Annotated in this window: 14 protein-coding genes; 7 read left to right on the forward strand and 7 right to left on the reverse strand. The window is 53.4% G+C overall.

Annotation, left to right across the window (positions count from 1 at the left end; translation table 11 throughout):
• The first annotated feature begins 105 nt into the window (after positions 1–105).
• The 5 genes from QTO30_RS18695 (at position 106) to QTO30_RS18715 (ending at position 6,116) form a co-directional block, all read left to right on the forward strand.
• Positions 106–993, forward strand: coding sequence for a hypothetical protein (locus QTO30_RS18695; protein WP_340425550.1), 888 nt, complete (start codon positions 106–108; stop codon positions 991–993).
• Positions 994–1,776: 783 nt separating this feature from the next.
• Positions 1,777–3,297 (forward strand): Mu transposase C-terminal domain-containing protein, encoded by a 1,521-nt coding sequence (locus QTO30_RS18700; RefSeq protein WP_340425551.1) that lies wholly within the window; start codon positions 1,777–1,779, stop codon positions 3,295–3,297.
• Positions 3,290–4,306 carry a TniB family NTP-binding protein gene (locus tag QTO30_RS18705; protein ID WP_340425552.1) on the forward strand — a complete coding sequence of 339 codons (1,017 nt, stop codon included), beginning with the start codon at positions 3,290–3,292 and terminating at the stop codon, positions 4,304–4,306. Before QTO30_RS18700 ends, QTO30_RS18705 begins: the two co-directional genes overlap by 8 nt.
• A 57-nt stretch (positions 4,307–4,363) precedes the next feature.
• Positions 4,364–5,026 carry a TniQ family protein gene (locus QTO30_RS18710; RefSeq protein WP_340425553.1) on the forward strand — a complete coding sequence of 221 codons (663 nt, stop codon included), beginning with the start codon at positions 4,364–4,366 and terminating at the stop codon, positions 5,024–5,026.
• A 376-nt stretch (positions 5,027–5,402) separates the two neighbouring features.
• A complete protein-coding gene (locus QTO30_RS18715) occupies positions 5,403–6,116 on the forward strand; it encodes a hypothetical protein (RefSeq protein ID WP_340425554.1) in 714 nt (237 codons plus the stop codon).
• A 9-nt stretch (positions 6,117–6,125) separates the two neighbouring features.
• Here QTO30_RS18715 and QTO30_RS18720 read toward each other — a convergent pair whose 3' ends face one another.
• A complete protein-coding gene (locus QTO30_RS18720) occupies positions 6,126–6,695 on the reverse strand; it encodes a metallophosphoesterase (protein WP_340425555.1) in 570 nt (189 codons plus the stop codon).
• 342 nt (positions 6,696–7,037) lie between these two features.
• Between QTO30_RS18720 and QTO30_RS18725 the strand changes: the two genes are divergently transcribed.
• Positions 7,038–7,283 carry a type II toxin-antitoxin system Phd/YefM family antitoxin gene (locus QTO30_RS18725; protein WP_340425556.1) on the forward strand — a complete coding sequence of 82 codons (246 nt, stop codon included), beginning with the start codon at positions 7,038–7,040 and terminating at the stop codon, positions 7,281–7,283.
• A 330-nt stretch (positions 7,284–7,613) separates the two neighbouring features.
• Here the strand turns inward: QTO30_RS18725 and QTO30_RS18730 are convergent, their stop codons facing one another.
• The 3 genes from QTO30_RS18730 to QTO30_RS18740 are packed head-to-tail and all read right to left on the reverse strand — an operon-like array spanning position 7,614 to position 10,965.
• Complete coding sequence (locus QTO30_RS18730) at positions 7,614–8,513, reverse strand: plasmid partitioning protein RepB C-terminal domain-containing protein (RefSeq protein ID WP_340425558.1); 900 nt, start codon at positions 8,511–8,513, stop codon at positions 7,614–7,616.
• Entirely contained in the window at positions 8,510–9,409 is a 900-nt protein-coding gene (locus QTO30_RS18735) for a plasmid partitioning protein RepB C-terminal domain-containing protein (protein WP_340425559.1), read from the reverse strand. Before QTO30_RS18735 ends, QTO30_RS18730 begins: the two co-directional genes overlap by 4 nt.
• Positions 9,409–10,965, reverse strand: a complete 1,557-nt coding sequence (locus tag QTO30_RS18740; RefSeq protein ID WP_340425560.1) for a recombinase family protein — start codon at positions 10,963–10,965, stop codon at positions 9,409–9,411. Before QTO30_RS18740 ends, QTO30_RS18735 begins: the two co-directional genes overlap by 1 nt.
• Before the next feature lie 89 nt (positions 10,966–11,054).
• On the opposite strand from QTO30_RS18740, the gene QTO30_RS18745 reads away from it, so the two are divergent.
• On the forward strand, positions 11,055–11,438 hold the full coding sequence (locus QTO30_RS18745; RefSeq protein WP_340425561.1) for a hypothetical protein: 384 nt from the start codon (positions 11,055–11,057) through the stop codon (positions 11,436–11,438).
• Positions 11,439–11,694: 256 nt separating this feature from the next.
• On the opposite strand, the gene QTO30_RS18750 is transcribed toward QTO30_RS18745, so the two are convergent.
• The 3 genes from QTO30_RS18750 to QTO30_RS18760 all read right to left on the reverse strand — a co-directional run bounded on the left by QTO30_RS18750 (position 11,695) and on the right by QTO30_RS18760 (position 13,107).
• Positions 11,695–11,934: a helix-turn-helix domain-containing protein gene (locus QTO30_RS18750; protein WP_340425562.1), complete on the reverse strand. Its 240-nt coding sequence runs from the start codon at positions 11,932–11,934 to the stop codon at positions 11,695–11,697.
• A gap of 338 nt (positions 11,935–12,272) precedes the next feature.
• Entirely contained in the window at positions 12,273–12,581 is a 309-nt protein-coding gene (locus tag QTO30_RS18755; protein WP_340425563.1) for a universal stress protein, read from the reverse strand.
• Entirely contained in the window at positions 12,541–13,107 is a 567-nt protein-coding gene (locus QTO30_RS18760; protein ID WP_340425564.1) for a hypothetical protein, read from the reverse strand. The genes QTO30_RS18755 and QTO30_RS18760 overlap by 41 nt, the downstream gene beginning before the upstream one ends.
• Positions 13,108–13,240 lie beyond the last annotated feature (133 nt).

Consider the following 13,240-nt stretch of genomic DNA (forward strand, 5'->3'; position numbering starts at 1 on the left):
TACGAGCTCGACCCAGGCAGGGCGATTGATGCTGGCATCTCACCAAACGACAACGGCGGGAAATATATCCTCGGCGGGCGCACGCAGATCAGTGACCGCACAGCGATGTTCGGCGAGAACACCTACGACATCTTCGACACGGCCAATAAACTGACCAGCACGTATGGCGTCGAATATATCGCCTCAGACTTTCTGACCTACGATACGGCAATTGAATTTGCGCAGGTCGAAGATAGTGACAATGGGGATTTTGACCGGATCGCAGTATCTTTTGGTCTGAGATACGAAGACAGAAGCCTCACAGCGCGTGGACGCGTGGAGTATCGGGTTGAAACTGCAGACGAGGCAGCGTCCCGCCCTGACGCGGATACCGTTCTGCTGTCTGCCGACGCGCGGTATCTGATAAGCGACGAACAACGCCTGTTATTCAGCCTTGATGCCGCGGACACGGAAACCAATGAAGACTCTCTTTTGAACGGATCGCTTGTCGATGTCAGCCTTGGCTATGCCTATCGCCCGATCTTGAACGAACGTCTCAACCTTTTGACCCGCTACCGCTACCTTTACGATATGTATGGACAGGATATCGATGGCACGGTCGAAACCGGGCCCGTGCAGGAAAGCCACGTCTTCAGCGTCGAGGGCAGTTATGACTTGACTCGCAACTGGACGCTCGGCGCCAAAATCGGTGGCCGGTACAGTGACAGCGCCGAGGACGGTACGATGGATTTGGAAAGCAATGACGCGATCCTAGGCGTTTTGAACGTGCGGTATGACGTGACGCAGAACTGGGATATCCTGGCCGAGATGCGGCGGTTTGAGGCCATTGATGCCGGACTTAGCGAAACGGGTTTTCTAGGTGTCATCAGTCGCGATCTCGGCAAGCACTTCAAGGTAGGCGTTGGTTATAATTTCGGGTCTTTCTCAGATGACCTGACCGATCTGACTTTCGACGATAAGGGCGCATTCCTCAACATCACCGCAACCTATTGAATTTGCATCATGACTATTTCATTCAATCGAATAAGTAACCTGGTCGTTGGTAAATCCACGTCAACGACAACAAAAAGATTGCCGCTCCGCATCAGATGCTAACATGAGGAGACAGGCCGGATTAGGGATGCACATCTTCGGCGATGGCGGATGAATATATGTTACATCATTTCTCAATCGTTGCCTTCGAATGGCCAAAACGCCTTTTGAACGGACCGTTTGTGAACTGGTCTTGAAGACTGTTGCGCGTGGACTGTCCTGATTTTGGTCAGCCCGACTTCGGTGAATGGCGGGTACGGCGACGTCCGCCGCTTGCAGCATGCATGATACTGCACACGCACGTAAATGCCGCGTTGGCAATAGCCGCGTCTGCACAAGTCTGCTTTGTCCCGCAGACCGTGAGTTGGCCCGACGGCAGGTTTCGCGCTTGCGGCGAATGACGGCTAATTGGGCTGCGACTGCAGCATTTAGACAAGCCGATGGATGTCGGCTTTGGGCCGTCCACGATGGTAGCAACAATCTTCGATTATATTGATGCTGCACCTGCTCCAACGGCAGCGAGGAGCCCGTTTTGACCGATGCTGCAGAGACGACGAATGGCCGGTTACAGACGATCCGAGACGGTGCTCAATCAAGTTGAAAACTAGGTTGCCTCTTTCGCTCTGCTTCCAATGCGAGGTTTTCGGCGAAATGGTAGACCTGTGGCAAAACGGGTCACTGCGAATTGCGCGGCACTCCACGCCAGCATGACACTCAGTATCATTGCCAGGACACCGATAACTGTTGCCTTCAACAGCGGCAGCCCTGTCCAATCCAGCCAAAGCCAATCATGCCAAAAGGATGTTTCGAGAACAGAACAGGTTGCGAAAGGCTGAAGGCCAACGCCCTTTGCGTGTTCCTGGCCGCAAGGCCGTTGAGAATGCAATCAAACGTATTGATCCGTTTGCTGCCTATGCTCGACGGTTTGGACTCGATGCTGCAAATAATTACTTTTCCCTTGCCGATGACGGTGTGCGTGCCGAGTTTCAAATGCAACGCATCGAAATCGACGAATGGAAAATTGATGTTTCAACGCTTTTTGAAACCACAGCTGTCGTGGAGATGATGGATGACGATCTTCGTAAGAAAATTCCTAAGGGACGTCGCTGGCTGACTTTGGCTCTGGACTGCGCGACGCGGTGTGTCGTTGGCGTAAAAATAAGTGCGGAGCCGCAAGCGGGTAGCGTCGTTCAGGTGATCGAACAGCTGACGCGTGACAAGACGGATATCGCAGAAGCGTTCGGCTGTGCATGTGCCTGGCCTATGGGAGGCAATCCGCACGAGATTGTACACGATAATGGCAATGCACTAATTGCGCCGGATGTGCGGCGAGTGACGAATGATCTAGGTGCGGAAAATACGACTACTCCAGCTGGCGTTGCAAGGTTGCGCAGTCGCGTTGAACGCATTTTCCGCACGTTTGGTACAGAGTTAATGCCGCTTCTGACCGCGCGCACTTTTGGATCGATCGCGGAGAAAGGTGGCTTTGACCCGGGGAAGCATGCCGCTCTAACCGATGATGAGCTGACCCAAATATTAGTCCTGTTTATCGTGGACGTTTATCATAACCGAGAGCACGGTGGATTGCATGGAGAAACACCTGCAAACTGCTGGAAACGGTTGTCTGAAACCCGCACTGCGGTGCCGGTGGATCAAATAACCCGACGGGCCATTTTTGGACTGGAAATCAACTGCAAGCTTGGCAACCGAGGGGTTAGGTTTGCCTGTCTAGACTACGTCTGTGACGAACTTCGAGAATACGTCAAACACAGCTGGGACCGTGAATTTCGCGTTCGAGTTGATCCGTTGGATATCGGTTACGTGTCAATCGAGGTTGGCGACAGATGGTATCCCGCCAAATGTGTGAAGCGAGGTTTTGAAGGAGTGGCGTGGCAGGACTGGCAGGCCCAGCTTACAGCTTTCCGAACCAAATTTCGGAGTGAAGCACTCATGGTGCAGAGCATAGTCGGCAACTCATTATTGAAAATCACAACGATTGATCGCAAGGCAAACATCCGCCAAAGTTTGACCGAGCACAATATCACTCAAGCGCAGATCGCGTGGGAAGAGCAGAAAACCAATCTGGGTGTTTCGGTTGAGTTCGACCCGGTCGTCGATGATCCAGATGGCTTGTTTGGCGAATTGATTGGTCCCGATAATAAGGATCCCGAAGCAGTCGAGCCATCGGGCGAAACTGGTCAAGAAGTCCAGGTGTCTTTAGATGACGGCTTGCCAGGCACTTCCTGGAGTATCGGTGATGAATGAGATTTCCGAGGATCACCATAAATGGGTTGCCGCGCAATGTGCGCGGTTGGAAAAGATATTCGTTAAGACCCGAACCTATTCGCAATTTAAGACGCAATTCCAAGAGCTGCTGTATAAGCGCCGCGCAGAAGCGCAGGCAGATTTGGACACAGAAACCGAGGGCATATTGCTCGCGGGAGCACCAGGTGGCGGAAAGACCTGGTTGTTGAAAAATGTTGTTAAGTCACTTCCAGACATTCGCCGAAACACCGCTGACCGTCAGCTAGACATCATATTGGTGCGCGTGCCCGGGACGACCACTGTGATGGAGATTGGTCAACGCATCTTAGAAGATGTCGGATATGGCAAACGCAAAAGCGGAAAATCGGATGAAGTCTGGGAGGTTGTGGCGAAACAACTTCGCAAACGGGAGATCAAATTTGTTTGCTTGGATGAATGCCAGGATCTGATTTTCAATCAAAATGGTCGAGAAATCCGCCTTGCATTGAGTGCGATGAAGTCCTTGATGAACAACCTGACATGGCCGGTTAATGTGGTCATGACAGGGACACACGAACTGGTTGAGCTCGTCAATTTGGACAATCAACTGGTACGTCGCGTTGAGCCAATTGAAATTCCGAAAGTTTCATTCGCCACAGAAGGTGGTGGTGTTCCCATGGTGCTTGAGCATCTCGCGGGCGTTGTCTCTCTGGGCTCATCTGAGGAGGTTCAGACCTCAGATTTTGTGATGCGGCTTTTCCATGCTGCCGCGTATGAACAAGGGCTGGTCTTTGAGTTCGTGAAGAAGGCCATTCGTGTTTGTCTCTACCGACGTGACACGCACTTAACAGTTGCGCATTTCGCGGCCTATTACGGGAAGCGCAACGGAGCACCAGATGGTTTAAACCCGTTCCTCGCACCCAAGTTTGACGATTTGGACGTCCAGCGCTTGTTGCCCGCGCTCGGCCCTGATGCGCATGGCACGACCATTCAACGCGCGGTCTCACGCTGGAAGAAGGTGGGCAAATGAGAGGGCCATTACCAATTCGCACCACGCTGGCACGCCTTGAGACAGCCGGCATCCTATGTGTCCCGCCTCGCATGTGAAAATGGCCTGCCTGGAGCGCACGAATTTTGCGTCGATCAAGACCTCGACATGCAAGGTATTGCTGACGGTAACCCTTGGATGCTTCAGAAACTCGGCCACCTCGGAGGGCTGACATCCGATGAGATATTTCGCTGGTCAATCAAAAAACTGAAGAACACGCAGTATCGTATCGCTAACCAGCTCATCGAGAGGCGTTGGATCGTACGGGCTTCTCTGCGTCTTTGTCCTTGCTGCGTGGCGCAGACACAGCATCCATTCGACGAGGGGATCGTCGGTCAAGCGACTTGGCACATTCCGTTCATGCGCCAATGTCCGCAGCACGGGGTACTTCTCAGGAGCTTTGAGCGCGTTGGGTATGCAGGCTCAGTTCACGATTTTACAAAGAGGTGCCTCGAGCAGAGATGGGACATTATGCGCGCCGCTGAGGATGCAACCGTCTGTGCGCCATCTGGGCTTTCAAGTTATATTGAGGCACGAGCAATGGGAGCTCCTTTGACCCGTTGGATCGATACGCTTGAATGCAATGCAGCCGCATACTTCTGTGAACTTCTTGGATTGCTGGTGGATCGGGAGCCGATGCAGGTATCAGCGCCTTGTCAAATGACGAACGGACGCAGGTTGGTGATATTGGATACCGAATAACCTCTGGCGGCACCAAGGACGTCGTAGAAGCTCTTAGAGGGTTGCCTCGTCCCAGGGTGAAATCGAAGCTCAAGCACATTTGGGCAGCCTGTATCAGTGGCTCAGCCGTTCAGCCCTGGATGTGCAATACGCCCCCCTCAAAGACCTAATCCGTGACTACATCGTTGAGACTTTTCCTGTTGGCCCCGGGGAAGCCGTCTTTGGGCAAATAGTCGAACAACGCCGCGTCCATAATCTATCGACGTTTGCGCGGGATTGCCGCGCATCCACGAAGCTTTCTCGACAAGCTCTTGTTGCGGCCGGGTTCTTGAGGTCATCAACTGCAACGAGTGACAATCCCATCAGTCAGGTCTTTTGTGCGCAAGCATCACAGCCGGTGCTTGATAAGTTGAACGGCGGCATCACGCGTCGGATGGCCATCAAACAGCTGAACATTCCGCGTGCGCAATTTGATGCGCTTCTTTCAGGACGTATTTTGCAGCCGATGCCAGGGCTCGGCGAAATCACACCATACTATGCCAGATCAGATGTCATATTGCTCTTGGAAAAGCTGACCCAAGAACGATGCATCGGTGATCTACCAACTGACCTCGTCGACATTCAGACCGCTTGCCGCAAACTGGTATGCGGTGCGGCAGAGATCGTGGAGCTGATCGTACGTAACCAATTAGATGTTATCGGACAGGACAAGAGGGCCGAAGGTTACTTGGCAGTACGGTTGAGTGTTTCGGAACTCGCTGGCAAGCTGGCTGGCGTCGGTGTGGAGGGCTATACAAAGGCGAAGCTCAAACAGTTGTTGAGCATCAACGATCCGGCCGTGAAGTATCTGATCGAAGCCGGGTACTTAAGCGCCACGGCTTCACGCAATCCAGTGACACGCAAAGCGGCGGCCGTTGTTTTACCAAAAGACTACGCATTGTTCCTGAACCAATTTATCCCCGCAAAGCGTCTTGCTGAAATGCATGGCACCACGCCCAGATCAGTCATGGCCAGGATGAGAAAGCTCGGGATCGCACCGCTCGAGATGCCTGATGGGTGCGTGGGCACGATCTATGAAATCAGGAAGCTCCTGCCAGAAATGTTGGCCTAGCAGTCAGGATCATTCCAACTCCTTTGCGTTGTGCTCGACGTCTGCCCAGTGCTTGTTGACGGGCAGAGATCGGGCACGGCGGGCGACGTCTTCAAACCGCACTGGCATGAAATCCCAGACATCGACTCCGACATTCACGCTGTTGCTTGAGCCTTTCCAATTGTTATGGACGTGACCGAAGAGTTGAAGCGCTTCTCTGCGGGCGTGGTTCCATGTGATCATTGGGTAGTGACAGAGCGTCTGCGCCTGGTTCTTTGGCCCATCCCGGACCTCGGCGAGGTGTGAGATGCTATCCCAAGGCAAGGCCAGCGTCGGCTTCAGATCATGGTTGCCGACGATCAGGTGCTTACGGGCACCCGGCAACTGGCCGAAAATCTCGACCAAATACGATGACGCTTTGGCTTTGGCACCAAAAGCAAAGTCACCGACAATCCAGAGATCATCGTCAGGGTTTATCTTTGCCCACAGATTTTCGATCATAATGGCATCCATCTGACCTGCGCTGCGAAAGGGTCGATTGCAAAAGCCAATGACATTCTCATGCCCGAAATGGGTGTCGGCAGTATACCAGTTGGTCATGTATGTTCTCCGTCGCGCGTTGGTGGCGTGGACAGCTACGGACGGATGCGAAGATGATGATCATCATAGGCGAACAGCGCGAAGCCGCCCGCTATAAATTGGGGCGCTAAGTGGGGGTTTTATGTTTGCGCGTTTTCATCATTCGGATCTCTTAGCGGGTTTTGGTGTGTTTGGCTATCCATGATTGGACGTTCGCACTCGAGGTGAGGCTTTAGCAGGGCAATGCTGCACATCCGCAGAAGTGAACGCTTGTTGTGCTTATTGACTATTTATTACGATGACAGCAGATGGCCGCCGGTCTTAATTTATGGGTTTGCCTAAAAATGGCCAAGGGAGTTTAAGGTGCAAAAGATAGACGCAAGCATCGCGGTGAGCGTATCGGAACTCAAGAAAAGCCCCACTGCGATCATAGATGACGCTAAGGGTAACGCCGTCGCAATATTGAACCGCAATCGGGTGATGGCCTACTTCGTGCCAGCAGCGACTTTTGAGGCGATGCTGGATCGGTTGGACGACCTTGATCTTGTTGAAGTTTCTCAAGCACGCGCAAATGAGCAGCCTGCAAGTATTAACATTGAAGAGCTATGAAGCCAAATCATACCGTTCTGCTGGCATGAAGGTCCGTGACCGCTGTACTCAACTCTAGGGCGGTTAACATAACACCCGTTCAGCGACGTTCACGGTTCGTTACGACACATGGTTTCTGCCAGGGGTTGTCCGCGCGTACCCGCAAAATGATGAGCACGCGCAGACGGGTTGGAACAGAATTGGCCGGGCATGTGGCCCGACGTGATGGGCTCCGACGGGTCCGCCGCCATCCCCATCACCGCACTTGATCCGCCCCGGAGTGCGGCGTCTCCTGCGGTCCCCGCGCTTCATGGGTCCGGGTCCCCTAATCGACATGGCCCAATAAGGCCGTCAGGACGCGAAGGCCTCCGTTTCAGTGATCTTTTCGAATGCAGGCAAGAACTCTTCATGATGCAGAGACAGATATCGCGCGACCCGATCACTGCTCATCAGCTTTGATATGTATCCGCGTGCCAGAACGAGATCGAGATGGTCCGCACCGTAACTGTCTTCGACGAGCCGAACCTCTCGTTCCAGGTTGGCGGACTCGCGTTCCATTAATTCAAGCTGTTCACGCGAAATCCCTTTGATCTTCTTCGGCGTTGCTGCCGACAACAGCAGGTTTTCTGGTGTCGCTGCCAAAAGAGACCGGGCGTAGTTGATGGTGAATTTGTTCATGGCGACCATCAGCTGTGCCGCCTCGATCTGACGCATGGGCTTCATCTTCTTGAGAATTTGAAAGCTGGTCAGGGCAACCTGCTTGTCTTTCAGAAGCTCTGCTGCTTCGCCGCAGATACCGTCGAGCAGTCGCCGTTTTTCTTTGATCGTTTTGATATTGACGTTCAGCGCACTGGCCAGGCGCTCCTCGGGGACGCCCAAGGACAGCGCCCGCAAGATCATCTTATGCTCCTGAATGGTCGCAAGACGATTGATCCGTTTGTTGTATGTGAAGGCTTCATCGTCGGTTGAGATCAAGCATTGCGTTTCGGAATGACCATGATCTTTCAGCACCTCCAGGCGCAGGTGGCCATCCAACAAAGTATATTGGTTCTGCTCATGTTTGTCCGGCACCACCACGATGGGTTCAACAAGACCGATCTCGTGAACGGATGCGGCGATCTGTTTGTACTTGGTGCTCTCCTTCTTTTGCGGCGTGACAATGTAAAGTGAGGCGATCTGATTAAAGCGAACCGCCAGTAACTCTCGCTCAAAGGCGGCGACGACCTCTTTTTCCAATGAGCCTGTGGTCATGTCATGGCACCTTCCGCAGTCGATAGCCGATCAGCAATCGTCTTCGGCAGGCTTGCCAATCCCTCCGCACGCAGCAGCGTGACGAAGTTCTCGTCGGCCATCAGTGTTTTGAGCGATTGCAGGAGAAAGAGCATTTCGCTGCGTGTTGCATGCGCCTTCCGCAAGAGCATCTTCTTCTTTTCAACATCGTTCTCATAGGTCTTGAGTAGACTCTCAACCGACATGCTTTTCCGTGAACGGCCATCGGATGTTGCCCGCCCTTTCCCGTGCATTTGGCGCGCCTCGACAAGGCGCTTGGCCCTCAACAGGCTTCCGCCGCGCAGAAGCTTTTTCTCATAGGCCTGCCTGAGAACCTTCTGCACGCCGACGTCGTCCGCATCAGCGATATCGACTGCAACACTTACCGGGACCTTTCCACTTTCGACTGCACGTAACAGACGATGTTCATGGCTTTCCAAAAGCTTGATGACGCCGCGCACGTATTTGGTAGAAAGCTGTGTTTTGGCCGCGATCTCCCGGTCCGAGTTACCATCTTCCTTGAGCCGCCGAATGTCTCTCAGTAAATCAAGCGAATGGTGGTGGCGGCGCGCAAGGTTTTCCACGAGGCTCATCACCAGGCAGTCTTCGCTGCTTACGTTGATCACAATCGCTGGAATCTCGGATTTGCCGAGCGCTTTAAACGCCTCCATGCGCCCCTGACCACACACCAACTCATAGTTTGGCTCGTCTCCATCCTTGGTTTCGCGTACCGCAACTGTGATCGGTCGCTTGAGCCCAAGTTCAGCGATATTGGCTTTGATCTCTTCGAAAACTTTTTGATTGCGGACCCTCGGATTCACGACGGTGATCGCATCGATCGGAACAAGCACCGTCTGTTTGAGATCAGTCTCGTTCATCAAGCCACCTCCAGAAGCGGTGCGCGTGCCGCCATCGCAAAGAAATGTGACAGGTCATCGAAGCGGAAGGCATCAAGCGACAGACCATTGTTCTCCGAAAGACGCAACTTGGCTTGCGTCATGTCGAAGGTCGGCAGCAAATAGTAGTCCAGTGGCAGCTCGTTCATCTGTCCCATCCGGACGATGATCGTCATATCGGGCAAGTGCCCGGTATCGAGGCGAATGTTCCATCGAAACGCACCAGCGCCGGTCTGCATGCAACGCGCAATGACGATGGACACCGTGAACTCGTCATTGATCGTGAGGATGTCGGTCTGTGGATCGCGATCAGCCAGTCCACCAACCGCGTCGACACCGGCGAGAACATCACGAATGATATCAGCATGCACGCCACGCAGGCGTTTGTTGATTTCAATGTAGCGATAATCTCGGTCTGGTTTGAAACCGACAAGACTATAGGCTCGCAGCAGGCTGCCGAACCGGCTTTGATACGCGCCGCTTGACGGCAGGCCAGCGGCTTCGTTTATCACAAAACCAGAGAGAAATCCGTGTTGTTCCAGCGTCTCTTTCAGACCTTCCAGCATTTCCTCGTCAGACATTCGTTGAGACCGGGCACCGATAATTGCACCCGCAGCCTCGAAAAGGTCTGTACTGACGATGGCTTCAAAGGCACCAACTGCGCGGACCCAATTGCTGGGATCATTGCGGACATGGCGCTTCTTCAGTTTGAACGAGTTCCGGTTCCAGATGTTGTTGCCGATGTACTTTTCGTTGGTCAGGATTTGCCGCACGACGGTTGGCGTCCAGCTCCGATCCAGATCTGTTTTGATCCCGCGCGCATTGAGGTCCGCGGCGATTTCCGCCTCGGCTTGACCGTTGCGGACAAAACTCTCGAAGATCTGGTTTACAACTGCAATCTCATCATCAGGCCCCGGTACCAAGGTGACGCGATCGGTTTGAATGCTCTTGTGCTCGCCGCGCGCAAGAATGCCTTTTGCATTGCCTACTTCATCAATCAGCATGCGCCTCAAGCCAAATCCCGGCGCACCACCTTGACGGTAACCCAATTCAATCAGGCGCGATTGGCCCGCAAAAACCTTTTGCGACAGCTCGCGGCTGTATTCACCAGCCATTGCCCGCTTCAGGCCTTTGACGACAGTTGACATCGTACTGCCGTCGTTCTCGAATTGCTCGGCGCAGTATTCGACTGAAATGCCCGCGCGTTTGCAGGCATACTCGTAGTAGGCGCTTTCGTCGGCGTCTTGGAAACGACCCCAGCGGCTGACGTCGTAGACCAAAACTGTTTTGAAGTCGGCGTGACCGCTCTCGATATCGTCGATCAACTGCGTGAGGCCAGCGCGGCCCTGAATCCGCAGACCACTTTTTCCCGCATCTGAATAGGTCTTGATGATCTGATAGCCGCGATCATCGGCATATCGCTGGATCGCATCCGCTTGGTTCTCGGTCGAGTAGCGTTGATGCTCGGTCGACATGCGGACGTACTGTGCTGCTTTGCGGCGTTTGTCCTGTTCTCGATCATCATCTGGCCAGCTCAATGTTGCTGCCCTCCATATTTCAAATTCTTAAATTCGCGCAGTTCGTTTGCGATTCCTTGTTCCATTTTTAGCATGGGAAGGGCGGCAAGATGTTTCCGAAGACAGGCAACACTTTTCAAAATGGAGGCGCAAAAGAGAACGGGCAGATAGAATACCGTGACGCGGTTTGGAGGGCACTGACGAGTGAGTTGGGAGGCACACATCAGGCGACCAAGACGGCAATGCGGTGGACAGGCGTAAGCGAACGGACCGCGAGAAACTGGATTTCTGGCACCCATGCGCCCGCAGGAGAACATCTGGTCGAACTGATGAGAAACTCTGATGCGGTGTTCTTAGCAGTGCTTTCTCTCGCGGGACGCAGTGAAGCGCATGTGTTTGCCAGCCTGGAAGTGGTTAGAGCAGAACTCGAAACAATCCTGAAGGCGATTGGTACGCTTCAAGAGCAGGGACACCCGGCGAGAACACGGAAGTGACTAAAATTTCAGATTTTGCCCTTGAATGGCAGTTTTATGGGGTCATGAATGGCAAAGTGTCTTACAATGCCGAAATTCGGATTGAATGAATTCAAAGGCTTACAAAAGTGAAATGGCAATTCTATGGGGCAATCTACAGTTCATGTAAATGAAACGCGTCATCCGACATGGCCATTTGGGTCATCAAACGGCCTATAGTTCAAACCTCATTTGTCCCCGCGAGTCAATAAAGTATTTTTAATTCAATGGACTAGCCTTAGCGAAGTAGGTCTTCGATCTCGGAGACAAGCGCAGTCATCGTGGTCTCGAGGCCTTCGCTGAGGCCCATTATCGTATCAAGCGTCGGTTGGTGCTTTTGGGTCTCCAGAAGAGAGATGTAACGCATTGAAACACCAGCCCGATGTGCCAGTTCCTCTTGAGTTAGACCAAGCTCAGTTCGGCGTCTGCGTACCACAAATGCAAATGAACTGAGTAACTTATCCGATTGCGCTTCCATACAATCGGCTTCTCGGGTCTTTACGATTTCGTCTATGAAATATACTGTGAATTGGGGGAATTGTTTGGATGGCAGTCTGCTATGTTGGAGTTCCAACGGCGGCTGCTTCAGGGCCAGAAAAGCAGGGATAATTGGTAAACATATAAGCTGATGTCCAACACCGATTTTTTTTGAGGAGCAGGCAATGACTCAAGATGATTTCGAGACCAGGTTTGCGCCGGTATTCGCGTTGAAGGCTGCAGCAGGCTCCATTTGAGACCACAGCAGTGGTAACCTGCTTTAAGGGCTCATTGATCTCCGGTTAACGGCGTGCTTCACGGCTCGAAAAGCGGACTATTTCACCGCGACATCAGGATTGGCAGGTCCGCCGTTTCCAGCAGGCAGCGTGTTGCGCCGCCAAAGACAGCTTCGCGCAGCCGCGAATGGCCGTATGCGCCGCTGACGATCATCTGTGCGCCAACCTCTTTGGCGCGGCGCAGCAGGATGTCACCGACATGCGGCTCGGTCTTGGCCAGGACGGCAACTTCGGACTTGGTGCCGTGCCGCATCAGATACTGCGCCATTGCCCCGCCAGGGTCGGATCGGTCAGCCGCGTGGGCAGGCGGATCAATGATACAGATATCCGCAACATCTGCCTGTTCCAGCAACGGCAGTGCCGCGCGTGCGGCGGCCAGCGCCTCGGCTCCGTCGTTCCATCCCATCAGCACGTGGCCACCCGGAATCAGGGGCTTTGCAGCCTTTGGGGATCATCAAAACCGGACGCTCGGCGGTGAAAAGGCACGCCTCGACCAAGGTCGCAGCCTCCGGATTGTCCTGATAAGGTTTAGGGAGAACAACCAAATCAGAAAAACGTAACTTGCGGGCAAGATATCCGGTCAGAGCAGGCCCTTGAACCGTAGCGGCCTGCATGGACCAGCGCACCATCTCGCCATGCATGCGATCGGCCAGCCAATCCTTGATTCTGTCGCGTTGCGCCATTGCATCGCGTGTCTGTTCGGCGATCATCAATGCCTCGGCACCCATGAAATATGTATTGGTTTCTGTGTGGCTGATGGTCACCACATAGATGTCAAGATGTGCACCCATCCGATCAGAGAGCGTAATTGCAGCGTCCAACCCTTCGGTGGACTGGTCGGTATCTGTTAGAATCGTGGCAATAATCTTGTATGACATTGGTCCGGCCTTCCCCATATCGGTTCGCGTAGGGGGGCGATCGTTCGCGCAAAACCGCTCCTCAAAGCCACCTTGCCGGTGTCACAAGTCAGGCGCTTTGATCCACATCAAATCGACCATTGATCCACATCAA

It is taken from the genome of Yoonia sp. GPGPB17 (assembly GCF_037892195.1).
Taxonomy (GTDB): Bacteria; Pseudomonadota; Alphaproteobacteria; order Rhodobacterales; family Rhodobacteraceae; genus Yoonia.